The organism is Mumia sp. zg.B53, assembly GCF_019550935.1.
GTDB lineage: Bacteria > Actinomycetota > Actinomycetes > Propionibacteriales > Nocardioidaceae > Mumia.
On sequence record NZ_JAHWCK010000001.1, the window covers coordinates 2,051,031 to 2,076,016 of the forward strand.

At 71.8% G+C, this 24,986-nt stretch carries 28 protein-coding genes; 15 read left to right on the forward strand and 13 right to left on the reverse strand.

Going from position 1 to position 24,986, the window contains the following annotated elements; genetic code table 11:
• Window positions 1-201 precede the first annotated feature (201 nt).
• Window positions 202-624, forward strand: coding sequence for a P1 family peptidase (locus KV102_RS09995; protein WP_374197348.1), 423 nt, complete (start codon window positions 202-204; stop codon window positions 622-624).
• A gap of 6 nt (window positions 625-630) precedes the next feature.
• Here the strand turns inward: KV102_RS09995 and KV102_RS10000 are convergent, their stop codons facing one another.
• From KV102_RS10000 to KV102_RS10010, 3 genes are read right to left on the reverse strand one after another with little or no spacing between them, the layout of a single operon-like run.
• Window positions 631-1,494 carry an SDR family oxidoreductase gene (locus KV102_RS10000; RefSeq protein WP_220343439.1) on the reverse strand — a complete coding sequence of 288 codons (864 nt, stop codon included), beginning with the start codon at window positions 1,492-1,494 and terminating at the stop codon, window positions 631-633.
• Window positions 1,495-1,535: 41 nt separating this feature from the next.
• Complete coding sequence (locus tag KV102_RS10005; protein WP_220343440.1) at window positions 1,536-1,877, reverse strand: hypothetical protein; 342 nt, start codon at window positions 1,875-1,877, stop codon at window positions 1,536-1,538.
• Window positions 1,874-2,344 (reverse strand): MarR family winged helix-turn-helix transcriptional regulator, encoded by a 471-nt coding sequence (locus KV102_RS10010; RefSeq protein WP_220343441.1) that lies wholly within the window; start codon window positions 2,342-2,344, stop codon window positions 1,874-1,876. The genes KV102_RS10005 and KV102_RS10010 overlap by 4 nt, the downstream gene beginning before the upstream one ends.
• Window positions 2,345-2,490: 146 nt before the next feature.
• Here KV102_RS10010 and KV102_RS10015 point away from each other — a divergent pair, with 146 nt between their 5' ends.
• Genes KV102_RS10015 through KV102_RS10030 form a run of 4 tightly spaced genes read left to right on the forward strand, consistent with a single transcriptional unit; the run spans window position 2,491 to window position 4,049 of the window.
• Window positions 2,491-3,423, forward strand: coding sequence for a hypothetical protein (locus KV102_RS10015; RefSeq protein ID WP_220343442.1), 933 nt, complete (start codon window positions 2,491-2,493; stop codon window positions 3,421-3,423).
• Between the two features lie 14 nt (window positions 3,424-3,437).
• A complete protein-coding gene (locus tag KV102_RS10020) occupies window positions 3,438-3,599 on the forward strand; it encodes a hypothetical protein (RefSeq protein ID WP_220346088.1) in 162 nt (53 codons plus the stop codon).
• Window positions 3,596-3,757, forward strand: a complete 162-nt coding sequence (locus KV102_RS10025; RefSeq protein WP_220343444.1) for a hypothetical protein — start codon at window positions 3,596-3,598, stop codon at window positions 3,755-3,757. The genes KV102_RS10020 and KV102_RS10025 overlap by 4 nt, the downstream gene beginning before the upstream one ends.
• Window positions 3,729-4,049 carry a hypothetical protein gene (locus KV102_RS10030; protein WP_220343445.1) on the forward strand — a complete coding sequence of 107 codons (321 nt, stop codon included), beginning with the start codon at window positions 3,729-3,731 and terminating at the stop codon, window positions 4,047-4,049. The genes KV102_RS10025 and KV102_RS10030 overlap by 29 nt, the downstream gene beginning before the upstream one ends.
• A gap of 3 nt (window positions 4,050-4,052) precedes the next feature.
• Here the strand turns inward: KV102_RS10030 and KV102_RS10035 are convergent, their stop codons facing one another.
• The 5 genes from KV102_RS10035 to icmF form a co-directional block, all read right to left on the reverse strand.
• Entirely contained in the window at window positions 4,053-5,396 is a 1,344-nt protein-coding gene (locus KV102_RS10035; RefSeq protein WP_220343446.1) for an anaerobic C4-dicarboxylate transporter family protein, read from the reverse strand.
• 48 nt (window positions 5,397-5,444) lie between these two features.
• Window positions 5,445-6,779, reverse strand: a complete 1,335-nt coding sequence (locus tag KV102_RS10040) for a M20/M25/M40 family metallo-hydrolase (RefSeq protein WP_220343447.1) — start codon at window positions 6,777-6,779, stop codon at window positions 5,445-5,447.
• A gap of 58 nt (window positions 6,780-6,837) precedes the next feature.
• Window positions 6,838-7,632: a helical backbone metal receptor gene (locus tag KV102_RS10045; protein ID WP_220346315.1), complete on the reverse strand. Its 795-nt coding sequence runs from the start codon at window positions 7,630-7,632 to the stop codon at window positions 6,838-6,840.
• Window positions 7,629-8,378 carry an MSCRAMM family adhesin SdrC gene (locus KV102_RS10050; RefSeq protein WP_220346089.1) on the reverse strand — a complete coding sequence of 250 codons (750 nt, stop codon included), beginning with the start codon at window positions 8,376-8,378 and terminating at the stop codon, window positions 7,629-7,631. Before KV102_RS10050 ends, KV102_RS10045 begins: the two co-directional genes overlap by 4 nt.
• A 95-nt stretch (window positions 8,379-8,473) precedes the next feature.
• Entirely contained in the window at window positions 8,474-11,695 is a 3,222-nt protein-coding gene (gene icmF / locus KV102_RS10055; protein WP_220346090.1) for a fused isobutyryl-CoA mutase/GTPase IcmF, read from the reverse strand.
• Between the two features lie 56 nt (window positions 11,696-11,751).
• Here icmF and KV102_RS10060 point away from each other — a divergent pair, with 56 nt between their 5' ends.
• From KV102_RS10060 to KV102_RS10095, 8 genes are all read left to right on the forward strand, one after another.
• Window positions 11,752-12,285, forward strand: coding sequence for a MarR family winged helix-turn-helix transcriptional regulator (locus KV102_RS10060; RefSeq protein ID WP_220343450.1), 534 nt, complete (start codon window positions 11,752-11,754; stop codon window positions 12,283-12,285).
• 162 nt (window positions 12,286-12,447) lie between these two features.
• A complete protein-coding gene (locus tag KV102_RS10065) occupies window positions 12,448-13,002 on the forward strand; it encodes a hypothetical protein (RefSeq protein ID WP_220343451.1) in 555 nt (184 codons plus the stop codon).
• Between the two features lie 22 nt (window positions 13,003-13,024).
• Window positions 13,025-13,783, forward strand: a complete 759-nt coding sequence (locus KV102_RS10070; protein ID WP_220346091.1) for an MBL fold metallo-hydrolase — start codon at window positions 13,025-13,027, stop codon at window positions 13,781-13,783.
• A gap of 125 nt (window positions 13,784-13,908) precedes the next feature.
• Window positions 13,909-14,724: a sigma-70 family RNA polymerase sigma factor gene (locus tag KV102_RS10075; RefSeq protein WP_220346092.1), complete on the forward strand. Its 816-nt coding sequence runs from the start codon at window positions 13,909-13,911 to the stop codon at window positions 14,722-14,724.
• 11 nt (window positions 14,725-14,735) lie between these two features.
• On the forward strand, window positions 14,736-15,749 hold the full coding sequence (locus KV102_RS10080) for a DNA topoisomerase IB (RefSeq protein ID WP_220346093.1): 1,014 nt from the start codon (window positions 14,736-14,738) through the stop codon (window positions 15,747-15,749).
• Between the two features lie 24 nt (window positions 15,750-15,773).
• Window positions 15,774-16,199 (forward strand): ChaB family protein, encoded by a 426-nt coding sequence (locus tag KV102_RS10085; RefSeq protein ID WP_220343455.1) that lies wholly within the window; start codon window positions 15,774-15,776, stop codon window positions 16,197-16,199.
• Between the two features lie 39 nt (window positions 16,200-16,238).
• Complete coding sequence (locus KV102_RS10090) at window positions 16,239-16,529, forward strand: hypothetical protein (RefSeq protein ID WP_220343456.1); 291 nt, start codon at window positions 16,239-16,241, stop codon at window positions 16,527-16,529.
• Complete coding sequence (locus KV102_RS10095) at window positions 16,529-16,804, forward strand: DUF4235 domain-containing protein (RefSeq protein ID WP_220343457.1); 276 nt, start codon at window positions 16,529-16,531, stop codon at window positions 16,802-16,804. The genes KV102_RS10090 and KV102_RS10095 overlap by 1 nt, the downstream gene beginning before the upstream one ends.
• On the opposite strand, the gene KV102_RS10100 is transcribed toward KV102_RS10095, so the two are convergent.
• Window positions 16,779-17,762 carry a glycosyltransferase gene (locus KV102_RS10100; protein ID WP_220346094.1) on the reverse strand — a complete coding sequence of 328 codons (984 nt, stop codon included), beginning with the start codon at window positions 17,760-17,762 and terminating at the stop codon, window positions 16,779-16,781. The genes KV102_RS10095 and KV102_RS10100 overlap by 26 nt on opposite strands.
• Entirely contained in the window at window positions 17,750-19,054 is a 1,305-nt protein-coding gene (locus KV102_RS10105) for a UDP-glucose/GDP-mannose dehydrogenase family protein (protein ID WP_220346095.1), read from the reverse strand. Before KV102_RS10105 ends, KV102_RS10100 begins: the two co-directional genes overlap by 13 nt.
• Window positions 19,055-19,132: 78 nt before the next feature.
• On the opposite strand from KV102_RS10105, the gene KV102_RS10110 reads away from it, so the two are divergent.
• Window positions 19,133-20,788: a carbamoyltransferase C-terminal domain-containing protein gene (locus tag KV102_RS10110; RefSeq protein WP_220346096.1), complete on the forward strand. Its 1,656-nt coding sequence runs from the start codon at window positions 19,133-19,135 to the stop codon at window positions 20,786-20,788.
• A complete protein-coding gene (locus KV102_RS19580; protein ID WP_308290289.1) occupies window positions 20,785-22,326 on the forward strand; it encodes an HAD-IIIA family hydrolase in 1,542 nt (513 codons plus the stop codon). The genes KV102_RS10110 and KV102_RS19580 overlap by 4 nt, the downstream gene beginning before the upstream one ends.
• On the opposite strand, the gene KV102_RS10120 is transcribed toward KV102_RS19580, so the two are convergent.
• The 3 genes from KV102_RS10120 to KV102_RS10130 are packed head-to-tail and all read right to left on the reverse strand — an operon-like array spanning window position 22,229 to window position 24,983.
• Complete coding sequence (locus KV102_RS10120; RefSeq protein WP_255560599.1) at window positions 22,229-23,305, reverse strand: NAD-dependent epimerase/dehydratase family protein; 1,077 nt, start codon at window positions 23,303-23,305, stop codon at window positions 22,229-22,231. The two genes, KV102_RS19580 and KV102_RS10120, sit on opposite strands and share 98 nt — an antisense overlap.
• Entirely contained in the window at window positions 23,302-24,303 is a 1,002-nt protein-coding gene (locus KV102_RS10125) for a glycosyltransferase family 9 protein (RefSeq protein WP_220346097.1), read from the reverse strand. The genes KV102_RS10120 and KV102_RS10125 overlap by 4 nt, the downstream gene beginning before the upstream one ends.
• Window positions 24,300-24,983, reverse strand: coding sequence for an SDR family oxidoreductase (locus KV102_RS10130; RefSeq protein ID WP_220346098.1), 684 nt, complete (start codon window positions 24,981-24,983; stop codon window positions 24,300-24,302). The genes KV102_RS10125 and KV102_RS10130 overlap by 4 nt, the downstream gene beginning before the upstream one ends.
• Between the last annotated feature and the right edge of the window lie 3 nt (window positions 24,984-24,986).

Consider the following 24,986-nt stretch of genomic DNA (forward strand, 5'->3'; position numbering starts at 1 on the left):
TGAAGCGGCTCAACCCCGCCGGATGTCAGCCGTTCACCGGGATGCCCGTCAATGGGGCAGGGGGCGCACCTAGGGTGCATAGTCGCATCGTTAGTCGCATGGAGCTTGTTGGAGGGCATTCTGAACACCGCGTCTTCTCGTGAACCTGCAGGTCAGCACGAGGAAGCTGGTCAGAGGCTGCCCGCGGCCGTCCTCTGGGACATGGACGGCGTGCTCACCATCGCGGGCGTGCCGATGCCGTCCGCGGACCTGGTCGGCGCTCCTCCCGCCCAGACCGTCGGCAACTCCTGCATGATCGTGGTCGCGACCGACGCACCGCTCGACGCGCGCCAGCTCGGGCGGGTCGCCCGGCGTGCCGTCTTCGCGATGGCCCGCGTCGGCGCGGACTACGCCCAGGGGAGTGGCGACTACGCCCTGGCGTTCTCGGTCGGCACGGGCCACCCCCCTGCCGACGAGGCCCTCGACCCGATCTTGGGGTCGACGATGGACGCGGTCGAGGAAGCGCTGCTGAACTCGGTCCTCGCGGCGACCACCACGCAGGGACGACACGGCCGCACCGTGCTCGGAGTGCCCGGTGGTGCGGTCCGGGAGCGGCTGCGCCGCGCCGGCGTGGTGGTGGCGTGACGCCGCTCAGAACACCGGCTTGCCGCCGGTCACCCCGATGACGGTGCCTGTCACGTAGCTCGCGTCCGACGGCGAGGCGAGGAACACGAAGGCCGGTGCGACCTCGGCGGGCTGGCCGGCGCGCCCCAGCGGCGTGTCCTCGCCGAAGCTCTCGATCTTCTCGGTCGGCTGCGTGGCCGGCTGGAGCGGTGTCCAGATCGGGCCCGGCGCGACCGCGTTGACGCGGATGCCCTTCGGCCCGAGCGCCGAGGCGAGGTTGGCGGTGACGTTGTTGATCGCCGCCTTCGTCGCGGCGTAGTCGAGCAGCGCCGGCGACGGGTCGTACGCCTGGATCGAGGTGCAGTTGATGATGCTCGACCCCTCTCGCATCAACGGGACGGCGGCGCGGGTGATCCAGAACAGTGCATAGAGGTTGGTCTTGAAGACACGGTCGAGCTCGTCGTCGGCGATGCCGTCCAGGTCGTCGCCGGACCGGCGTGCCATCTGGAAGCCCGCGTTGTTGACCAGCACGTCGAGGGAGCCGAGCTCGTCGACGACCCGCTGCGGGAGGCTGCGCGCCGTCTCGCTGTCGGTGATGTCTCCTGGGAGGAGCTGCACCCGCCGTCCCTCGCGCTCGATCCAGGACGCGGTGTCCTCGGCGTCCTGCTTCTCCTCAGGCAGGTACGAGATCGCCACGTCGGCGCCCTCGCGGGCGTACGCGATGGCGACGGCACGCCCGATGCCGGAGTCGCCGCCGGTGATGAGGGCGCGCAGGCCCTTCAGTCGACCGGAGCCGCGGTAGGACTCCTCGCCGTGGTCCGGGACCGGGTCCATCGCCGCGGTCGAGCCTGGAGGGTCCTGCTGCTGGGCCGGGAAAGAGTTGTCGCTCATGGGTCTCCCGTACCCGCGAGTGGCGTCGGTATGCCTCAGCCTCAGCGCAGGAGCCAGACGAGTGCCGCGATCGTGGGCAGTGCAGCGACGGCGATCCACACGGGCGACCACAGCGAGCGCTGGAGGATCACCCGTACCCCGGCATACGTGATGGCGGCGATCACCCCGGACATCACGGTGATGGCGATGGCGTCACTGTGGCGGCCCTGGTTGTCGAGGACGAGGCCGAGACCGATGCAGCCGAAGACGCCGTGCACGGTGATCGCGAAGAACCCGATCGCCGCGACGCGGCGCTGGACGACCCGCAGCGCGCGCTGCTCGGCGTCACGCTGCTCGCGTGACTTCCGCGGCGTGGGGGCTGATGGCAGAGGACCTTGGGTCATGCGGGAGTGCTCCTGGAGGGGAAGGGGTCGGACGCGCGGTGCGCCGAGCTGATCAGGCGGTGGAGGAAGGCGTTGGCCTCGGTGAGCTCGCCGGTCGACATGCCGAGACGCTCGAGCATGGTGCCGGGAACGTCGACGGCCCGGGCGCGCAGCGCCCGTCCTCCGGACGTGAGCGAGATCGTCAGGGCGCGCTCGTCGTGCGGCGACCGCTCACGCGCCACCAGGCCCACGGCCTCGAGCCGCTTGACCAGCGGCGACGTGGTGGCCGGCTCGAGGTGGAGGGCGGCGCTGAGTTCTTTGAGCGATTGGCCGTCGCGTTCCCAGAGGGCCAGCATCACGAGGTACTGGGGGTGGCTGAGGCCGAGCGGCTCGAGCACAGGCCGGTAGGCCGCGACGACGGCGCGCGAGGCCACCGCGAGCGCGAAGCACACCTGGTGCTCGAGGGAGAGGGGGTCGTCCGCGTCCATGGTGATCAGTGTACGAACCGTTAGCGCACTCACAAAAATGCAGGCCTCGCTGTTCCCGCTGTCTGATCTGCGTGGATCTTGTCTCATATGGCATGGATCACCCTTATCGGGGTAGAAACGGGTAGAACCATCCGAGGGGAGATCACATGTCGAGCCAGGGAGTCCTGCGCCGTGCGTCCGTACGCATGGCCGGTGGCCTGAAGGATTTGCCGCGCAATGCCGCGTGGATTCTGTCGAAGACCGTCGACCTGGGTGGAGGTGTCCAGGACACCGCGACCAGCGTCGCCAACGGCTCCAAGCACGCGGTGGTGGACCAGACACGCCGCGCGACTGCCGCGGTGGCTGACAAGGTCCCCGGGACGGACTCCGTCGAGTCGAGGCTCGCGCGTGCGCACTCGGCGGTCGAGCGCGCACGCTCCGAGGAGCAGGACGCCCTCGTCCACGCCCAGGAGGCCAAGCAGCTCGCCGAGCAGGCGAGTGCTGCGGAGAAGGAGGCGCGCGACCGGAGCCGCGCCGCCAAGAAGGAGGCGGACGACCACGTCGGGCAGCGGGTCCGTGAGGCACGTCGCCGTGCGGACGAGATGGTCGAGTCCGTACGCCGTGAGGCTCAGGACGAGGCACGACAGCGCTACGAGAAGCTCCGTGAGGCGTTGGAGCGCGACGTCGAGCGGATCCGCGCGAAGGCCGACAGTGCCGCTGCCGACGCCCAGGCACGGATCGACGCGGCGCACTCGTCGATGAGTGAGGCCCGCCGCCTCGCCGACGAGGCCACCGAGGCGGCCGAGGAGGCCGCACGGAAAGCACGCGAAGAAGCCGACCGTCTCGTCGCCAAGGCGCAGGAGCAGGCCGGTGCGGCCGACCAGACGCGAGCCCGTGCCTCGGCCGCGCGGGACGCCGTCGTCACGACGACCGCGCGGGCGGTGCGTGCCGAGCAGACCCAGGAGCTGCCGACGAGCCTCCCGCGCCGTACCAAGGCCGAGCTCATCGAGCTCGCCACCTCGCTCGGCGTCGAGGACACGTCTCAGAAGACCAAGACGCAGCTCGTCAACGCCATCCGTCGCGCCTCGCGCAACCACTGAACGGAGAGATCCACGTGAAGTTCTTCCATCGCAAGACGCCCTTGCAGCGCGTTGTCGAGAAGATTCCCGGGGGCAGCGCCGTACGAGGTGGCGCCATCACGGCTGCCGGGCTGATCGGCTTGTCGGCGGTCAGCGCCGCGGTGAGCGCGATCCGTGACAGGCAGGGCAGCCGGTGAAGCTCCGGACGCTCGCGGTGTTCGGGATCGGCTACGTGTTGGGGACGAAGGCAGGCCGTGACCGCTACGAGCAGATCGTCGCGGCCGCCAGGCGTGCCGGACAACGGATCGAGCAGTACGGGGACCCTGATGGCGCAGGCGGGTCACGCGTCTCCTGACGGGGGTCCGACGCTCGCCGACGGGGCGGTCGTCAGGGCTCACGTGGTCGCGCGACTGCTGGGCGTACGGCTGCTCCGGCTGGACGCCACGGTCGTCGTCACCCCGCCCTCGGGACCGGGGACGAGCGATCCCGGGGGGCCGATCGTGCTCGGCACCACGGTGAGCCCACCCACCGAGATCACCCCGCTCACCTCGACCGCTCCGTCGACGGCCGTCGACGGAGGACTGCCCGAGGCCGAACGCCTCCTACGCCTGGCGCGTTCGGAGAGGTCCGGGCGCCGTCACCGCTGACCGTCAGACGAACAGCCTGGAGATCAGGAGCGCCGTCGGCACCGACACGACGGCGATCACCAGCGTCGGCAGGATGAACGAGTGGTTCAGGACGTACCGGCCGATCGTGGTCGAGCCGGTCTGGTCGATCTCCACCGCCGCGAGCTGCGACCCGTTGGCGGGGAGCGTCATGACGCCGCCCATCGCCGGGAGGTAGGCGGCCAACGTCGCGACCGGCACGCCCAGGCTGATCCCGAGCGGGATCATCGTGTTCACCGAGGCCGACTGGCTGGTGGTCGCCGCGGCCACCAGGAACAACCCGATCGCCAGGAACCACGGGGCCTCCTCGGCGATGTCGGTGAGGCCTCCGATCACGGTGTCCTCGTTCCCGGTGATGAACGTGTTCGCCAACCAGGCGATGCCGAGCAGGGCGATGATCGCCGTGAGGCCCGACTTCGTGAGCGGCGCGTCCAGGACGGCGCCGGGCCGCACCTTGCCGACGGCCATCACCGCGAGCGCGACGACGAGCATCACCATGATCAGCAGCGTCGTCAGCGACAGCGTCTCGGTGGTGCCGTCGACCTCGTACGTGGGGAGCAGCTCGTCGAACGCGCCGAGGAGCACGACCGCGAGGACTCCCGCGAAGAAGACGCCGGCTGCGCGCTTGGCCGTCGCAGGCACGTCGGCGCCCTTGTCCTCGCCCGTCTCGGAGGCCGGCGGTTCGATGAGGCCGGCAGCGAGACGTCGCTGGAACTCCGGGTCGTCGGCGAGATCGCGACCGACTCGGCTCTGCACGACCGCCGCCACGATGGTCCCGAGCAGCACGGCGGGGAAGGTGATGAGCAGGATCTCGCCCAGGCTCAGGGCGCCGTCCTCGTCGCCGGTCAGGCCGACGAACGCTGCCATCGCTGCGGCGACGGGGCTCGCTGCCAGCGCGAAGCCCGACACCGCGACCGACGTGGCGAGCGGACGCTCCGGACGGATGCCGCGCTCGTAAGAGACCTCGTAGATCACCGGCAGCAGCGGGAAGATGATGTTCCCCGTGCCCGACCCGGCGCAGAACGCGAACGTGATCAGCGGTGCGAGGTAGTTCACGAGCCTCGGACGTGAGCGGATCACCTTCTCGGCAAGGTGGACGAGGTAGTCGATGCCGCCGGCCGCCTGCATCGCCGATGCCGCCGTGATCACGGCGATGATGACGAGGATGGCGTCGCTCGGGATCTCGCCCGGTGGCGCACCGAACACGAACACGAGGACCAGGACGCCGACCGCACCCCAGAGGCCGAGGCCGACACCACCGAGGCGCACGCCCATGTAGATGGCGCCGACGACCACGAGCGCCTGCAGGATCAGGAGGAAGGTGTCCACGGCGTCCCCTTTCGAGCCTCTGCCGCTCTCGTACGGCCGGGCGAGCTGCTAGTGGGCGAGTGCTTCGAGGAGGAGGGCCTGCGCGAGCGCCATGCGCTCGATCTCCGAAGGGTCGACCGACTCGTCGGGGCCATGGATGTGGGCGTGCTCGGCGTCCTGGGCTCCGACCAGGACGAAGTCCGCCGTCGGAACGGCCTCGTGCAGCGTCTCGAGGAGCGGGATCGACCCGCCCGACCCGACGGTCTGGACGTCCGCGCCGTACGCGGTGGCGAGCGCCTCGCGCATCAAGCCGAAAGCCCGCCCGTCCGTCCCCTGCGAGAACGCAGGGCTCACCTTGTCCGCGTGCACGTCGACCCGCGCGTTCCAGGGTGCGACGGAGCGCAGGTGCGCCATCAGGGCGTCGACCGCGTCGCGGGGGTCCTGCCCGGGCGGGATGCGCATCCCCACCACCGCCCGCGCGCTCGGCTGCAGGACGTTCGACGCCCGGTCGACCGGCACCGCGTCCAGGCCGAGCACACTGACTGACGGCCGGGCCCACAGTCGCGAGGCGATCGTGCCCGTCCCTACCAGCCCGACGCCGTCAAGGACGCCGGCGTTGCGGCGCAGCATCTCCTCGGGATAGTCGGCGCCTTCCCAGTCTCCGGACGCGATGCCTTCCACGAGACAGTTCCCCTCCTCGTCGACCAGCGTCGCGAGCATGGTGATCAGCGCCATCAAGGCGTCGGGGGCTGCACCGCCGAAGAGACCCGAGTGCACCGGCTGCTCGAGCGTCCGCACCTCGACCACAGCCTTCACATGACCGCGCAGCCCCACGCTCAGCACCGGCTCGCCGACGGTGAGGTTGCCCATGTCGGCGACGATCATGGCGTCGGCCTCGACCCTGTCCGGATTGGCGGTGACCCAGGCCTCGAGGTGGCTGACGGTCTCCTCCTCACCCTCGACGATGAGACGGACGCCGACCGGCGGTCTCCCGTCGAACGCGGCGAGAGTCGCGAGGTGGATCGCGATGCCCGACTTGTCGTCGGCGGCGCCGCGGCCGTACAACCGGCCGTCGCGCCACGTCGGCGCGAACGGGTCGGTCTCCCAGCCCTGCTCGGGGGGAGCCGGCTGGACGTCGTAGTGGGCGTAGAGCACGACCGTGGGCCGTCCCTCGGGCGCCGGGATCTCCGCGGTCACCGCCGGGTAACCGCCGGGGATCTCGGTGATCATCGCTGGCACGCCGTACCGGCCGAACGCGTCGACGACGGACTGCGCCATGGAGTGCACAGGCTCGGGCGGGAAGCCCGGGAACGCGCACGAGGGGATGGCGACCATCGACTCCAGCTCGTCGCGGATGGCGGGCATCAGCGCGGCGATCGTCGTCCGCAGCGAAGAATCGTCCATGGCGCGAACGTAAACCGCGACCCGTCTCTCGGCGCGTCGAGCGCTCCGGCGGTGCGGGTCAGGCGGTCGCGGAGCGGGTCACGAGATCGGCCAGCGCCGTACGCGCCTCGAGCAGCGACGGCCCGTACCAGGTGAGGAGCCGACCGGGCACCAGTACGGTCGGCACACGGGTGAACGACTCGGGACCGTCGGACGGACCGAAGGGGTACGGCTCGTCGGGCAGCAGCACGACGTCGAGGTCGGCACGGTCGAGGTCTTCGAGCGGGACGTGCGGGTATCGGCCGTCGGCTTGCGCGTACGCGTGCTGCCAACCGAGCCGGGAGACCAGGTCACCGGTGAAGGTGTCGCGTCCGACGACCATCCAGGGGTCGCGCCAGACGGCGACTGCCGCGCGGAGCGCGGGGGCGCCGGTGGTGGGCCGCGAGGGAGCCGCCCACGCGGCTGCGACAGTGTCGAGCCAGCCGGGGACGCCCCAGCCCAGGGCCTCGGCGAACAGTCGCCGCATCGACGCGACCGCTTCGTCGACGGTCTGGATCCTGGTCACCCAGACGGCGACGCCCGCCTCGCGCAGACGTCGGACGTCGAGCTCGCGGTTCTCCTCCTGGTTGGCGACCACCAGGTCGGGAGAGAGGTCGGTGACCGCCCGAAGGTCAGGGTTCTTGGTGCCACGAACCCGGACGACGTCGAGGTCGGCGGGGTGGGTGCACCAGTCGGTCGCGCCCACCAAGGCGTCGCCGCGGGTCGCGGCGATCGCCTCGGTGAGCGACGGAACCAGTGAGACGACACGGCACGCGGTGCGCGGGTGCGCAACCGGGGTGCCGAGGTCGTCGCTGGTCCGGGCGTCCGTGGTCAGGCCTGGTGCCGGCCGTCGGCGTCGCGCTGACGCGGCCCGGTCTCGTCGGCCGGGACCTCGTAGGTCTCGGTCACCTCGACCGTCTCGTCGGTCGCGGCATCGGTGCGAGGGTCGGTCGTGCCGTCGGCGTGCGTGCCGGGCTCGGTCGTGCCGGTGGTGTAGGCACCGGCGTCGGTCGTGCTGTCGGCGTGCGTGCCGGTGTCGGCGGTGCCGTCGGCGTGCGTGCCGGGCTCAGTCGTGCCGGTGGTGTAGGCACCGGCGTCGGTCGTGCCGTCGGCGTGCGTGCCGGTGTCCGTGCCGGTGGTGTAGTCGCCCTGCGAGTCGGTGGTGTAGTCCCCGCTCGAGTCAGCGACGTAGTCCCCGCTCGCGCCCGCGGCGTAGGCGCCGGCCGGGCGGTCGTCGCGACCGCCGTCGGGATCGAGCTCGTCGGCCCTCGCGAGCTTCTCGTCGACCTCGGAGCGGGTGCGCTGCGCGTGCTCCTGGTGCTCACGCGCCTCACGCTCGCGCTGCTCGGCCGCGACCCGTGCCTCCTCGGCATCGGCGCGTGCTCGCGCCGCCTCGGCATCGCGACGGCTGGCTTCCAGCTGGGTGTCCTGCGCCTGCGCGCGGAGGGCATTGGCCTCCTCGCGCCGCTGTGCGGCTGCACGCTCGCGGCTCTTGCGCTGTGCGGCCAGGGCCGCCAGTGCGATCAACGCCACCACGACGACGGCGATGATGACCCAGACCCACCAGGGAATGTCATCCATGTCGAACTCCTCAAGCCGGGCCGCTCGGGGATGCGGCCGTACGTGTCCGGCACAGTACCCAGTTCTGCCCCCGTTCACCGGTTGCGAGCGCAGGCTCAGACGTTGCGCCGGTATTGGCCTCCGACCTCGAAGAACGCCTCCGTGACCTGCTGGAGCGAACACACCCGTGCCGCGTCCATCAGCACGTCGAACGCGTTCTCGTCCGACGCCGCGGCGTCCTTCAGCCGCGCCAACGCTGCCTGTGCCTCGTCGCGGTGTGTCTCCTGGAACGCGTGGACGCGGGCGAGCTGCGACCGCTTCTCGTCCTCGGTCGCGCGGGCGAGCTCGATCGGTCCGTGCTCCTCCCCGGCCCGCGGGTTGCGGAAGGTGTTCACACCGACGATCGGCAGGGAGCCGTCGTGCTTGCGGTGCTCGTACAGCATGGACTCGTCCTGGATGCGGCCACGCTGGTATCCGGTCTCCATCGCACCGAGCACGCCGCCGCGCTCGGTGATCCGGTCGAACTCCTCGAGCACGGCCTGCTCGACGAGGTCGGTCAGCTCCTCGATCACGTACGACCCCTGCTGCGGGTTCTCGTTCATCGCGAGACCCCACTCCTTGTTGATGATCATCTGGATCGCCAGCGCGCGGCGCACGGACTCCTCGGTCGGTGTCGTCACCGCCTCGTCGTAGGCGTTGGTGTGGAGGCTGTTGGCGTTGTCGTAGATCGCGATCAACGCCTGGAGCGTCGTCCGGATGTCGTTGAAGCTCATCTCCTGCGCGTGCAGGGACCGTCCCGAGGTCTGCACGTGGTACTTCAGCTTCTGCGAACGCTCGTTGGCGCCGTACCGCTCGCGCATGGCGACCGCCCAGATGCGGCGCGCCACGCGGCCGATCACGGAGTACTCCGGGTCCATCCCGTTGGAGAAGAAGAACGACAGGTTGGGTGCGAAGTCGTCGATGTCCATCCCGCGGGCGAGGTAGGCCTCGACGTAGGTGAAGCCGTTCGCGAGCGTGAACGCCAGCTGGCTCAGCGGGTTCGCCCCGGCCTCGGCGATGTGGTAGCCGGAGATCGACACGGAGTAGAAGTTGCGGACCTGGTGCTGGATGAACCACTCCTGGATGTCGGCCATCATCCGCAGGCTGAACTCCGTCGAGAACAGGCAGGTGTTCTGGCCCTGGTCCTCCTTGAGGATGTCCGCCTGGACCGTGCCGCGGACGTTACCGACGGCGTACGCGACGAGGTCGGCGTCCTCCTCCGGCGACGGTTCGCGTCCGTTCTCGTCGCGGAAGCGGTCGCGCTGCTGGTCGATGACGGTGTTGAGGAAGAACGCGAGCACCGTCGGGGCCGGGCCGTTGATCGTCATCGACACCGACGTGGAGGGGGAGACGAGGTCGAACCCGTCGTAAAGCACCTTCATGTCGTCCAGCGTCGCGACCGACACCCCCGAGGTCCCGACCTTGCCGTAGACGTCGGGCCGTTCGCCGGGATCGCGTCCGTACAGCGTGACCGAGTCGAACGCGGTCGAGAGCCGGGTCGCCTCGCCGTCGGACGACAGGAGCTTGAACCGGCGGTTGGTACGGAACGGATCGCCCTCGCCGGCGAACATGCGTGCCGGGTCCTCGCCGTCGCGCTTGAACGAGAAGACGCCCGCGGTGTAGGGGAAGTGGCCGGGCAGGTTCTCGCTGCGCCAGTAGCGCACGAGGTCGCCGTGGTCGGTCGTGCGGGGCAGTGCCACCCTCGGCACCCGCGTGCCGGACAAGGACTCACGGGCCAGTCGCGTGCGGAGCTCGCGGGCGCGCACGGTGACGACCTGCTCGTCGCCCTGGTACGACGCCACCACCGTCGGCCAGTCACGTATCCGGGCTCGCACCTCGTCGGGCAGTGTCGCCGCGGTCGTCTCCGCGAGCGAGCGGGCGTCGTCCGAGCCGAGCCCCGCCGCTGCCAGGTCCTGTGCCGCCGACTCGAGCGCCTGCGCGCGGCGGGCCGTGTCGGCGATGCGCTCGGTGGCGGCGTGGTAGTCGCGGACGGTCTCGGCGATCTCGGACAGGTAGCGAGAGCGGTTCGGGGGGACGATCGCGGCGAACCTGGTCGAGTGCCGCACGTCGACGCGGGGGAGCGCGCCCTCCTCGAGCGAGAGCCCTTGCTCGCCCAGGAGGCGCACGAGCTCTTGGAACAGCGCGGTCACGCCGTCGTCGTTGAAGGTCGCCGCGGACGTCCCGAACACAGGCATGTCGTCGGGTCGGCTGCCGAACGCCTCGCGGTTGCGCACCATCTGCCGCCCGACGTCGCGCAGGGCGTCGGCCGCGCCGCGGCGCTCGTACTTGTTGATCGCCACGACGTCGGCGAGGTCGAGCATGTCGATCTTCTCCAGCTGCGACGCGGCGCCGAACTCCGGCGTCATGACGTACAGGGAGGTGTCGACGAACGGCACGACCGCGGCGTCGCCCTGGCCGATGCCTGGAGTCTCGAGCACCACGAGGTCGTATCCCGCTGCCTTCACGACCGCGATGACGTCGTTCAGCGTGTCGGGGAGCTCGTGGGCCCCGCGCGTCGCGAGCGAGCGGAAGAACGTGTGGACGCCGTCGAGGGCGTTCATCCGAATCCGGTCACCGAGCAGCGCTCCTCCGCCTCGACGACGGGTCGGGTCGACCGCGAGCACGGCGATGCGGAGCTTGTCCTGCTGGTCGATGCGCAGGCGTCGGACCAGCTCGTCGGTGAGCGAGGACTTGCCCGAGCCGCCGGTGCCGGTGATGCCCAGAACAGGCGTGCTCGACGCCTCGGCCGCGGCGCGGACGGCGCGGGCGAGCGGACCGTCGAGCCGGCCCTGCTCGGCACCGGTGACAGCGCGCGCGAGCGACACCCGGTCACCCGCGAGCACGGCCTCAGGGTCGGGACGGTGCTGGTCCCACAGGTCGGCGCGGCAGGCCTCGACCACCTCGGCGATCATCCCGGGGAGGCCGAGGCGCTGCCCGTCCTCGGGAGAGAAGATCAGGACGCCGCTCTCACGCAGGCGGGCGATCTCGGAGGGGACGATGACGCCGCCTCCGCCGCCGAAGACCTTGACGTGCCCGGCGCCCCGCTCGGCGAGGAGCTGCACGAGGTACTCGAAGTACTCCACGTGGCCGCCCTGGTAGGAGGAGACCGCGACTCCGTGCGCGTCCTCCTCGATCGCGGCGTCCACGACCTCGACGACCGAACGGTTGTGACCGAGGTGGATCACCTCGCACCCCTGCGACTGCAGGATGCGGCGCATGATGTTGATCGAGGCGTCGTGGCCGTCGAAGAGGCTCGAGGCGGTGACGATCCGTACCCGCAGGGCATCCGCAGTTTCCATAGGACGTAAAATAGTTGGACTTCCTAGTAATGTCGAGTCTCGATAGGGTGAGGTCCATGCCAGGGCGACCCCGACTGCCGTTCGACCCCGTCGAGCGCGCCGGCGAGCTCTGGGAGAGCCACTTCGGTGACGCCACCGCCATGCGGCTCGCGACCTCGGTGATGCGGGTGCAGCAGCTGCTGCTCGCCGAGCTGGACGCGGCACTCAAGCCGTACGCCATCACGTTCGCGCGCTACGAGGTGCTGGTGCTGCTGACGTTCAGTCAGGCGGGCACGCTGCCGCTGAGCAAGATCGGCGAGCGGCTGATGGTGCACCCGACCTCGGTGACGAACGCGATCGATCGGCTCGAGGCCCAAGGGCTCGTCCTGCGTCAGACCGACCCCAGCGACCGGAGACGGACGCTGGCCTCCCTCACGCCGGCCGGTCGCGAGCTCGTCATCGAAGCGACGGCCGCCCTGACAGCGATCGACTTCGCCGTCGACGGTCTCACCGCACGCGAGCAGGACGACGCGTTCGCCCTGCTGCGGCGGCTGCGTTCGGCCGCCGGTGACTTCCCGGAGAAGGCGCCGGAGAGGTCAGTCAGCGGCTGAGCGACCGGCCCGCTCCACAGCCCGCGTGACCGGGCTGTCCAGCACCCTCGAGTGCAGGTTGACGCTTGATGCCGTGACGCACTAGGTTCGCCGCGGGTCGGCCGTCGTGCCGCACCGTTCGGGGGCTCGACGAGAGGTCGAGGTAGGGGTGACGGAGGCGACGTGAGGGTTGCACGAAAGAACGACCCTGTGACCCCGCTGGAGGCGCTCACCTTCGCCACCGCAGTCATCGGGCCGCCATGGGCGCTCGGCGTGCTCATCGCCTCGCTCTACGTCGCGGGACCGGCCTTTTTGCTCCTGCTGGTCCCGGTGGCGTTCCAGCCCGTCTCCCTGCTCGCCGGAGCGGCGGCCGTCGTCGCCGTCACCGCACTGGTCGTGCGGGTGCAGGACCGGTGGACGCGACCGGAGATCGCGCTCGTGTCCTCCGGGCTGTTCGCGGCGGCGTTGTGGTTCGCCCCCGTGGCGCTCGTGGGTGACCTTGATCCCGGCGCCGTGCTCGGACTGATCCTCGTCGTCCTGGCCGTCGCCTTCGGCCCGATCCCGCTGTGCTTCTGGTCGGCCACGCGTGCGGCGCGCTCGATGCGGATCGGGGTGCGCGACCCGGCGGCGGCGTCGTGGTTGCGTGATGCTGTCGCCTGGGGCATGTCTCGGTTCGAGATGATCCGCGCGCGGGCCCTGCGCCCCCCGGGCCTCGGGCAGGTCCGGGAACGGCGGTGACCGACGAGCGAGGAGAGTGCCGATGACGACGCCCTACACGATCACCCGCGTCGGCGACGCGTACCTCGTCTCGACACACGACGTGAACTGGGTGCTCGTCGAGGACGGGCACGACCTCACGCTCATCGACGGCGGCTATCCCGGGAACACCGTCGACGTGGAGCGCTCCATCCGCGATATCGGGCACCAGGTGCGCGACATCCGCGGGATCCTGCTCACCCACGCGCACGTCGACCACCTCGGTGGCGCGGCGCGTATCGCCTCCCGGCACTCGATCGACACGTGGACCGGGCCCGTCGAGGTCCCGCACGCGCGCCGCGACTACCTCCAGCAGCTGTCACCGGCGCGGCTCCCGCTGGTGCTGTGGCGTCGGGGCGCCCTCGGGTGGCTGCTCGACATCACCCGGCTCGGCGGCACCGACCGCGGCGGCATCGACCAGGTGGGCGCCTACGACGCATCCCGGCTCGACCTGCCCGGCTCGCCGGTGGCCGTACCGACACCCGGACACACCGACGGCCACACCTCGTACCTGATCCCCGGCTCGGGCGTCCTGGTGAGTGGTGACGCGCTGATCACAGGTCACCCCGTCTCGCGGCTCCGGGGGCCACAGCTGATCGTCCGCCCGTTCTCCCACGACCCCGGCGCGACGGTCGACTCGCTCGACGCGATCGCGAGCGTCGATGCCGGCACGCTCTTCCCCGGGCACGGCGCCGTATGGGCGGGGAGCATGCGGGACGCAGCCGGTCAGGCGCGGGCGACCGCCGGACCCTGGCGCCCCTGACATCGGGGGATCTACGCAGCCTGCTCAGGTCGACAGCAGTCGAGAAGACTGTTAGAAAGGACAGGCAGCCCTATTCAGTGGTCAAACAGCGCGCCACGTTCTCGCACTTGTGAACGGAGCGTGGCATGTCTGTTATCGCGACGACCCTCGACCGCCCGCACGCTCTTCCTCGCGATCTGAGCCGCGAAGAGCGCCGGACCGTGACCACCGAGCTGTGCGAAGCTCTTGCCGACTGCAACGAGGCCCACCGCGACCTGCTCCAGGCGCGTCTGGTCGAGGTCAACATGGGCGTGGCCCGTGCGGTCGCCTCCCAGTACCGCAACCGCGGTGTCGACCTCGACGATCTCGAGCAGGTCGCCTACGTCGGCCTGGCCAAGGCCGCCCGCGGGTTCGACCCCGCGCGTGGACACGACTTCCTCACCTACGCCGTCCCGACGATCCGCGGCGAAGTACGCCGCTGGTTCCGAGACAGCTGCTGGATGGTGCGTCCCGTACGGCGCGTCCAGGAGACCCGCGCCCAAGTCGTGGCCTGCGTCGAAGAGCTGGTCCAGACGCTCGGCGAGACCCCGACCCCAGAGGCTGTGGCACAGCACCTCGCGCTGCCGGTCGAGGAGGTCAACGAGGCGATGGCTGCCGACGGCTGCTACCACCCCTCCTCGCTGGACTCGCCCGGCATCAACGGCGTGGGGTCGCTCGCCGACGTCCTCGGCGAGACCGACGACGCGTTCGCGCGGGCCGAGGAGAAGGCCTCGCTCGCGCCGTTGGTGCGCAGGCTGAGCGACCGTGATCGCGAGACGCTGGCGTTGCGCTACTTCCACCAGTGGACCCAGGAGCAGATCGCGGGGCAGCTCGGCGTCACTCAGATGCAGGTCTCCCGGATCCTCAGTCGCATCGTCGCCCAGCTCCGCGAGCAGCTCGGCGACGGCACGCTGGCGGCGTAGCCGTCCATCGCATGAGGTTCCGTACGGTCTCGCGCAGCGAGCGTGGATGGAGCCGCCGACGGGTGGGTCAGGGGTTTCGGTACCTCGATGAGCAGGGGCACCCCCTTGGCGGGGAGGACCGGGCCCGCTGCGAGTCGCTCGCGATCCCGCCCGCGTGGGAGGACGTCTGGATCTGCCGGTGGCCCTCGGGGCACCTGCAGGCCACAGGCATCGATGCTGCCGGGCGGGTCCAGTACCTGTACCACCCGCTGTGGCGCGAGCGCATGGAGCGGCAGAAGCACGAGCGCGTGCTCGACGTCGCGCACCGCCTTCCCGAGGGCCGTGAGCGGGTGCTGCGCGACCTCGACGCGGCGGGCGTGCCCCGCGACAAGGCGCTGGGGGCGGCCTTCCGGCTCCTCGACCGCGGTCTCTTCCGGGTGGGCAACGACCGCTACGCCGCCAACGGAGGCGGGTACGGACTGGCCACCCTGCGCAAGGACCACGTCACGCTCCGCCGTGACAGGTCGACGATGGAGTTCGCCTACGAGGGCAAGGCCGGCGTCTCGCAACGCATCCAGGTCACCGACCCGCTCACCTACGAGGTGGTCGGGCCGATGCGTCGCCGCCGAGGCGGGGAGACGTTGCTGGCCTTCCAGGAGAGACGGCGTTGGACCGAGCTCTCCAGCCCCGACGTCAACGCGTACCTGCAGGAGCGGGTGTGTGCCGACATGACGGCGAAGGACTTCCGCACCTGGCACGCCACCGTCCTCGCCGCGGTGTCCCTCGCGTCGAAGGACGAGGCGTCGCGCACGGCGGCTGCACGGCGACGCGCGGTCGCCGCCACCATGCGTGAGGTCTCCGACGTGCTCGGCAACACGCCCACGGTCGCGAGGTCGTCGTACGTGAACCCTCGCGTGATCGAGCTCTTCGAGGACGGCGTGACCGTCGCGCCGACGCTGAGCATGCTCGGACCGCGGATCGACGAGGAGCGCGACCGCCCGACGCTGGAACGCGCCGTCCTCAGCCTGCTGACCGACGAAGCCTGACCGACGAACGAGGAGGAGCGCACCATGCCGAAGACACGCAAGGACGGACAGCCCCGCAAGGAGGAGCTCCCCGCCCCGATCCGCCGATCGAGCGCCAAGGCGCAGCGGACGTTCGCCAAGGCGCACGACTCCGCCGCGGAGGAGTACGGAGAGGGCCGACGGGCGCACCAGGTCGGGTACGCAGCGCTGAAGCACAGCTTCGAGAAGGTCGGCGACCACTGGGAGCCGAAGGACGACCGAGGGCCGTCGGACGCCCAGGCACGCGGCGGGCGCGGCACGAACCGTCCCACCGCCGGGGGTGTCGACGCCAACGCCAGCAAGAAGCACCTGTACGACCTGGCGCGCCGCCTCGACGTGTCCGGTCGCTCCCAGATGACCAAGGACGAGCTCGTCACAGCGATCCAGCGGGCGAACGACCGGGCGAACGCCGACGCGCGGGCCGGATCCTGACGCACGCATGGTTCCCGGGCTTCCGGGCACCCGCTGCACATGACTGCCACGATCGAGAAGGTGCAGGAGGAGACCGGCTTCGGGCTGCTCGGCCGGTCGGAGCAGGTACTGCCCGAGCAGCGGTGCGGGGTGAGGGTGGTGGCGACCGCTCAGACCGGTGACGATGGGGGCGCACGACCGAAGACCGAGCCCGAAGGCGACGACCCCGTCACCGACCCCCGGACCGACCCGCGCACGAACCCCGGTTCCCCGCGGCCCAACGAGCCGCAGCCGGAAGAACCGAACGAGCCCGGTCTCGCCCCAGGCGAGTCCGACGAGAGGAGCACGTGATGCCCAACGCTGCGAAGCTGGCGTACCGCCCCATCGGACTGATCTCCGGCATGGCCGGAGGCATGATCGCCGGGATGATCTTCAAGCAGGTCTGGAAGCGGATCTCCGACGAGGACGAGACGCCCGACCCGCTCGCGGAGTCCTCGTACGGCTGGCGGGAGCTCCTGCTCGCGTCGGCGATCCAGGGCATGATCTACGCGGTCGTGAAGGCCAGCATCGACCGGGCCGGTGCCCGCGGGTTCCAGCGGGTCACCGGAGCGTGGCCGGGCTCCTGACCCCGTCCGCGACGTCGTCCAGGACGGCCTCCCAGTCGGCGAGAAACCGTTCGAGGCCGAACCTCGCGCACGCACGTTCCCGCGCGGCCGCCCCGGTCTCCTCGGCGAGCATCGGCTCGGCGACGAACCGGGCGGCCGCGTCGCGCATCGCCCGCGGGTCGGCGGAGGTGACGCCGCCGTCGCCGACCGCGCGGGGTGCCTCCGTGCCCGCGAAGGCGACAACCGGCAGCCCGAGGAACATCGCCTCGATCAGCGACAGGCCGAGAGAGGTCCATCGCGCGGTGTGGACGTACACGCGCCGGCGGGCCACCTCGTCGTGCATGATGTCCTGCGGGAGGTCCTCGTACGTCCAGACCCGGCGGGCCCAGTCGGCCTCTGCGAGCGGCGTGACGCCCATCCCGAACACGTCGAGAGGAACCGACTCGGCGATGGTGGGGAGGAGGTCGGTCCCGAGCACCCGCGTGCGGCGCACCGGTTCGTTCATGACGACCGCCGCGCGAGGCCACTCCCCGGTGTAGCGGTGCCCGGGATCGACGACGCCGTGCTCGACGACGTGCGTCGGTGTCGTGCCGCAGTCCCAGTACGCACGGTTGAAAGGCGTGACATGGACGATCGGCACGTCGGGACGGTCCGCGAGCGGGTGGACGCTCCGGACGGCGTCGCCAGGGGGAGTGTTGTGCTCGACGTAGACCGCCGGGACGTCCTCGCCGGCACGCAGGCCGGTCCAGCTCCGCAGCAGCTGCTCCTCGTGCGGTCGTTGCAGGACCACGAGGTCGAACGGCGTCGTGGCGAGCTCGTCGGCGGTCACCTCCCGGACGGAGCCCGGCCAGTCCCACGTGCGTGCGCGCCCGCGTCCGTCGGCGTCGCGCTCGGCGTTGACGGGGACGAGGTACTCGTGGGGCCCCTGGAGGAACGACGTCGCCCACGAGCCGTGGACGTGCCAGATCAGGACGCGCATGCCGGCCTCCCCAGTCCGTGGAAGTCCCATCCCGCAGCTCGCCACTTGTCCGCGTCGAGGCAGGTCCGGCCGTCGACCACCACCGGAGCGGTGACCTCCTCGCGGAGCGCCACCGGGTCGAGCGCGGTGTAGTCGTCCCAGGCGGTGAGCACGGTGACGACGTCGGCGTCGGCGCAGGCCTCCTCGACGGAGGACGCGTACGTGAGGTGGTCGGCCACGCGTGCGGCCTGCGCGGCGGCACGCGGGTCGTGCACGCGGACCTCGGCACCGAGGCGGTGGAGGGTCGTCGCGACGTCGAGGGCGGGTGAGTCCCGGACGTCGTCGGAACCGGGCTTGAACGCGATCCCGAGGACTGCGACTCGTCGTCGCTCTCCCCACACGCCACGCACCAGGTCGACGGTACGGGCCCGCTGCCTCATGTTGACGAGGTCGACGTGGTGCAGGAGCGCGGCGGACTCCACGTCGAGCTCGTGCGCTCGCGCGACGAACGCGCGCGTGTCCTTGGGCAGGCAGCTCCCGCCGTAGCCGAGACCGGGCTGGAGGACGTCCGGGCCGATCCTGGGGTCGGCCGCCAGCACACGGACGAGGTCGTCGACGTCGGCGCCGGCACGCTCGCACACCTCGGCGAGGACGTTCACCACGGAGATGCGTGCCGCCAGCATGACGTTGGCCGAGACCTTGGCGAGCTCGGCGGTCCGCAGGTCGGTGCGGATGATCGGCGTCCCTTGACGCCCCCACCGCGCGTAGACCTCGGTGAGGACCGCGTACGCCGCGTCGTCGTGCACGCCGAGGACGAGCCGGTCGGGGTGGAGCGAGTCGTCGACCGCGTGCCCCTCGCGCAGGAACTCGGGGTTCCACGCGACGGAGACCGGCACGTCAGCCTCGCCGGCCATCAGCCCGGCCAGGTCGTCGGCGGTGCCGACGGGGACGGTGGAGCGTCCGACCACCAGGCACTCGCGGCTCGCGTGGCGGGCGACCTCGACCGCCGACGTACGCAGGGCGCTCAGGTCGGCGGCCCGTCCCCCGCGCTCCTGGGGTGTGCCGACGCAGAGGAAGTGGACCTCCGCGTCCGCGACGTCGGCGACGTCGTGGGTGAAGACGAGGCGTCCGCTGGCGACCCCGGAGCGGAGCAGGTCGGCGAGGCCCGGCTCATGGAACGGGACGCGCCCCTCGGCCAGTGCGGCGAGGCGCTCCCGATCGGCGTCGTACGCCACCACCTCGTGACCCGCCGCCGCGAGGCAGGCGGCGTGGGTCGCGCCCAGGTATCCCGTCCCGATCACCGATGTCTTCACGGCCAGGCGGTTCCCGGCACCCGGGTGGTTATGCGTGGAGAAGCGTTTCCCGGCCGTGGTTCGGGGAACCCGACCGCCATGAAGGTCCTCGGAGTGAACGCCCTCTTCCACGACCCCTCGGCAGCCCTCGTCGTCGACGGGTTCGTCGTCGCCGCCGCGGAGGAGGAGAGGTTCAGCCGCCGCAAGCACGGCAAGCGCCCGGTCCCGTTCGCCGCGTGGGAGCTGCCGGAGCAGGCGATGCGCTGGTGCCTTGCCCACGCGGGCCTGAGGCCGTCCGACCTGGACGCCGTCGCCTACGCCTACGACCCGGCACTGGCAGAGCCGATCGACGCGCTCGGTCTGCACGACCCGTCGGACGACCTGCGCCAGGCGTACGCCGACCGCGCCCCCGCCTTCCTGGCGGCCGCGCTCCCGGGGCTCGACCCCGACGACGTGCGCTTCGTGCCGCACCACGTCGCGCACGCCGCATCGGCCGGTCTGGCGCTGACCGACGGGCACGCCGACGTGCTCGTCCTCGACGGGCGTGGTGAGGCCACCAGCCACCTCGCCGGACGGTATGAGGGAGGGGTCCTCCACCCGCTCGCGGGGCAGCGGCTCCCGCACTCGCTGGGCCTGCTCTACGAGGACCTCACCGAGCACCTCGGCTTCCTCCGCAGCAGCGACGAGTACAAGGTCATGGCCCTCGCCTCGTACGGCACGCCGCGGCACGCCGACGCCCTGCGCGAGCGCGTCCACGCCGACGGCGAGGGCGGGTTCGTCACCGAGCGTGTCGACTGGTCGGCGATCGCGAAGCAGCGTGCCGCCGACGAGCCGTGGACCCGCGACCACGCCGACCTCGCCGCGAGCGCCCAGCGCGTGCTGGAGGACACGGTGATCGACCTCGCGCGGTGGCTGCACGGACAGACCGGCGGCGACCGCCTGGCGCTCGCCGGCGGTGTCGCCCTCAACTGTGTCGCCAACACCAGGATCTTCGCCGAGACGCCGTACGAGCACGTGCTGCCGCAGCCGGCAGCGGGCGACGCGGGCACGGCTCTCGGGGCGGCGCTGACCGTCGCGGCCGAGCACGGACCGACGCGACCTGTGCCCGGGGCCGACCTGGGGCGGCGGTTCGACGACGACGAGATCGAGCAGGCCCTGCGGGCCGCCCACTGGCCGGCGGAGCGGCCCGACGACCTGGCGGGCATGGTCGCCGACACGCTTGCCGAGGGCGGCATCGTCGCATGGTTCCAGGGGGCGAGCGAGTTCGGCCCGCGGGCGCTCGGACATCGTTCGCTGCTCGCTGACCCGCGCGACCCGCAGAACCTCGACCGTCTCAACGCGGTCAAGGGCAGGGAGAGCTTCCGCCCCGTGGCGCCGATGGTCCTGGAGGACCGGGCGCCCGACATCTTCACCCGGGGCCCGCTGCCGTCCCCGCACATGCTCTTCGTCCACGACGTCCGGCCGCCGTGGCGCGAGCGGATCCCGGCGGTCGTCCACGTCGACGGCACGGCACGCGTCCAGACGGTCGACCGGACGCGGACGCCGCGCCTCGCCGCGCTGCTCGAGGCCTTCGAGGAACGGACCGGCGTGCCCGTGCTCGTCAACACCAGCCTGAACACCGCCGGGCGGCCGATGGTCGACTCGCCGCGCGACGCGCTGGAGCTGTTCGGGTCGGCCCCGGTCTCGATGCTGGTGATGGGCCCGTACGTCCTCACGCGTCCGACACCGGACACCGCCGCACAGAGGGATCGGTGAGCGCCGTGCGGCAACCGGTCGTGGACACGACGGTCGTCGTCCCCACCGTCGGACGTCCGTCGCTCGCGCGCGTGCTCGCGACGTTCCTGGCGCCCCCGCGCCCGGGTGTGGCGGCCGTCGTGGTGGTGGATGATCGGCCGGCTGACGACGACCGTCCGTTGCAGGAGGTTGTAGCGGCGCTCCCGCCGGACGGGAGCCGGTCGTGGTTGAGCGTCGTCCGCTCGTACGGTCGTGGGCCCGCGGCGGCGCGCAACCTCGGCGCAGCGGAGGCCCGGACGACGTGGATCTCCTTCCTCGACGACGACGTCGAGCCGGAGGCGGCGTGGACCGCGCGCCTCGTCGAGGACCTCGACGGCCTCGCCCCGGACGTGGCGGGAACTCAAGGACGGGTCGAGGTCCCGCTGCCGACCGACCGACGGCCAGACGACTTCGCGCGCGCGACGGCCGGCCTCGCGACGGCGCGGTGGATCACCGCCGACATGACCTACCGACGCACAGCCTTCGTCGCCGTCGGAGGATTCGACGAGCGCTTCCCGCGGGCCTACCGAGAGGACGCCGACCTGGCGCTGCGGATGAGGGCGAACGGTGCGCAACTCGTGCGTGGTGCGCGCACCGTGGTGCACCCGGTGCGCGCCGAGCGCGCAGGGGTGAGCGTGCGTGCGCAGCGGGGCAATGCCGACGACCGGTTGATGCGTGCGCTGCACGGACCACGTTGGCGCACCCTCGCCGAGGCTCCACCGGGGCGGCTCGTCCGGCACGTCGCGATCACGGTGCTCGGCGCGGGCGGCGCGCTGGCCCTGGCAGCGGGGCGCCGACGCACAGCGGTGGCCGCCCTCGCGGGATGGGCGGCGGGCACGTCCGAGCTCTTCCTGGCGCGCTGGCTCCCCGGGTCGCGTTCACGCGCCGAGACGGTCCGCATGCTGTGGACCAGCGCCGTCATCCCGCCGACCGCGAGCTGGCACGCCCTGCGCGGAGCGGTCCTGCACCGTCGGGTGGAGGCCTGGCCGGAGCGTCGATGGCTGGTCCTCTTCGACCGCGACGGGACGCTGGTGCACGACGTCCCCTACAACGGGGACCCCGAGAAGGTCGAGCCGGTCGAGGGGGCCGCCGAGGCCCTGCAGAGGCTGCGCGGCGCCGGCGCGTACGTCGGGATCATCACCAACCAGTCAGGCGTCGGGCGGGGGTTCCTCGAGCGTGAGCAGGTCGACGCCGTGAACCGCCGGGTCGAGCAGCTGCTCGGGCCGTTCGACGTCGAGAAGATCTGCCCGCACGCCCCGGAGGACGGGTGCGCGTGCCGCAAACCCGCGCCGCGGATGGTGCTGGAGGCGTGCGCAGCGCTGGGCGTGCCCGTCGAGCGGTGCGTCGTGATCGGGGACATCGGTGCCGACGTCGAGGCGGCCCGGGCCGCGGGCGCGCGCGGGATCATGGTCCCGAACGACGTCACGCGTCCCGAGGAGGTCGCGGCAGCAGCGTTCGTACGACCAGATCTTCGCTGCGCGGTCGACGAGGTGCTGAAGTGGGTGGCGCAGGTGCGCTGACCTGCTCGCGGACCCAGGCGGCGGTCCGGGCGAGACCGTCGTCGAGGTCGACCTCGGGCTTCCAGCCCAAGGTCTCGCCGGCGCGCGTGATGTCGGGACAGCGCCGCGCCGGGTCGTCCTCCGGGAGGCCGACGTGCACGACCGGCGACCGGGAGCCGGTCACGGCGAGGACGCGCTGTGCCAGCTCCAGCACCGTGATCTCGTGCGGGTTGCCGATGTTGACCGGTCCGGGCTCGTCCGCCGTCGCCATCGCCACGAGCGCACGCACGGTGTCCTCGACGTAGCAGAACGACCGCGTCTGGGAGCCGTCCCCCTGGATGGTGAGCGGCTCGCCGCGCAGCGCCTGGGCCAGGAACGTCGACACCACCCGGCCGTCGTCGAGCCCCATCCGAGGACCGTAGGTGTTGAAGATGCGGACGACGCCGACGTCGAGGTCGAGCGAGCGCCGGAACGCGAACGCGGCAGCCTCCGAGAAGCGCTTGGCCTCGTCGTACACCGCGCGTGGCCCGATCGGGTTCACGTTGCCCCAGTAGGCCTCGTGCTGCGGGCTGACCTGCGCGTCGCCGTACACCTCCGACGTCGAGGCCAGCACGAAGCGCGCGCCGTCGGCGGCTGCGGCCTCGAGCGCGCGCAGCGTCCCGACGCTGCCCGTGCGCAGCGTGTGCACCGGCATCCGCAGGTAGTGCACGGGCGACGCCGTCGCCGCGAGGTGCATGACGACGTCCACGGCACCCTGCTCCGCACGGATCGCAGGGAGGTCGACCTCGACGACGTCGGTGATCAGGAGACGGAAGCGGGGGTTCGTGCCGGCACCGGCGACGTTGGCCGCCGACCCGGTGGACTCGTCGTCCACGCAGGTGACCCGGGCGCCGTGCGACAGCATCGCCTCGCACAGCGCGGAGCCGAGGAAGCCGGCTCCGCCGGTGACGAGCACGTGTGCGTCGTCGAGGTCGCGCTGCCGGGTCATCGGTTCCCTCATGCCTGCGGGGTACCCACGGACGGGGGGCGCATGCCCTGGGCGAGAGCGGCCTCCGCCGCCGCGACGACCTCGGCGGCCTCGATCGAGCCCAGCACGGGGTCGATCAGGGCACCGTGCGGATCCCCCTGGTAGGAGGCGCCGACGGTGTCTCCGCGCCAGAGGACACGGTGCGTACGCCCGGGGGGCGGACCCCACGTCGTGGGCGACGTGGGCCCGAACAGCGTGACGGACGGCGTGCCGAAGGCCGGGGCGAGGTGAGCCACGCCGGTGTCGGAGGAGAGCACCAGCCGGGCCGAGGCGACCAGGGCGGCCAGGTCGCGTACGTCGGTGGTGCCGGCGAGCACGGACTCCGGCGGCAGGGAGGCGCCGGCGGCCACCTCCCGGGCGAGCGTGCGCTCGGCGGGGGAACCGGTGACCACCACGTCGCCGTGGGCGGCCATCCGCGCGGCGACCTCCGCCCAGCGTTCCGCGGGCCACCGGCGGGACCCGGCCGCGGCTCCGGGATGCACGACCACCGCCGCGCGAGCCAAGGGCTCTGGCAGCTCTGGAGAGATGCGGGCGTCGTCGGGGTCGGCGCTGACCCCGAACGTCTCGCGGACGAGGCGGCACCACCGCGCGCGCTCGTGCTCCGTGTCGTCCCACACCGGCCCCACGGTTCCGGTGGTCACGTCCGCGAAGCCGACCAGGCGGCCCGGACGCGTCGCGCGGAGGAGCCGGTGGCTCTGCGGGCCCTTCCCGTGGAGGTTCACGGCCAGGTCCGCGCCGTGGACCGCCTCGGGAAGCGGATCGAGCCCCTGGTGGGCAACGACCGCGTCGACGAGTCCGGCGTCGCGGAGGAGCCCACCGACGTCGCGGGGACCGAGGAGGGTGACGGAGGCGTCGGGGAGAGCGCCGCGCAGTGCCCGGAGGGCGGGTACGGCGGCCAGGAGGTCGCCGAGCCCGAGTGCCCGCAGCACCACCACCCGCGTGGGGTGAGGTGCTGCGGGCGGCGGCGTCATGGCCACGAGGGCTCGACCGACGGTGTCACGACGAGCTCCCGGACCTCGCACCCGGCAGGCGTCTCCAGCGCGAAGAGCACGGCCCGCGCGACGTCCTCGGGTGCGTTGAGCATCGCGTCGGCTGGAGGCTTGTACTGCTCGGTGCGCCCGTCGAAGAATGCCGTCTGCATCCCGCCCGGGACGAGCATCGTCACACCGACGTCTCCGGCGAGCTCGGCGGCGAGTGCTCGGCTGAAGCCGACGACGCCGAACTTCGACGCGCAGTACGCCGTCGCATCGGGAAGGGCGCGCAGCCCGAGCGTCGAGGCGACCGTCACGATGCGACCCCGCTCGGTCCGCAGCGACGGCAGGGCGGCTCGGACGACGGCTGCCGTGCCGAGCAGGTTCACGGCGATCACGCGCTCCCAGTCCGCGAGCGGCACGTCCTCAAGCTTGCCGCAGGCGTCGGTGCCGGCGCATGTGACGACCCCGTGCAGACCGCCTGTGCGCTCGATCGCCTCCTCCACGGCCCGGGTCGCGGCGCCGGTGTCAGCCAGGTCGACCACGGTGTGGTCGTACGGCGAGTCGGGGGCGACCCGGTCGAGGACGTACGGTCGCCCGCCGGCCTTGTCGACCGCTGCGGCGACCGCCGCTCCGAGGCCCGAGGCGCCTCCGGTGACGAGAACGGTTCCTACACTCATCGC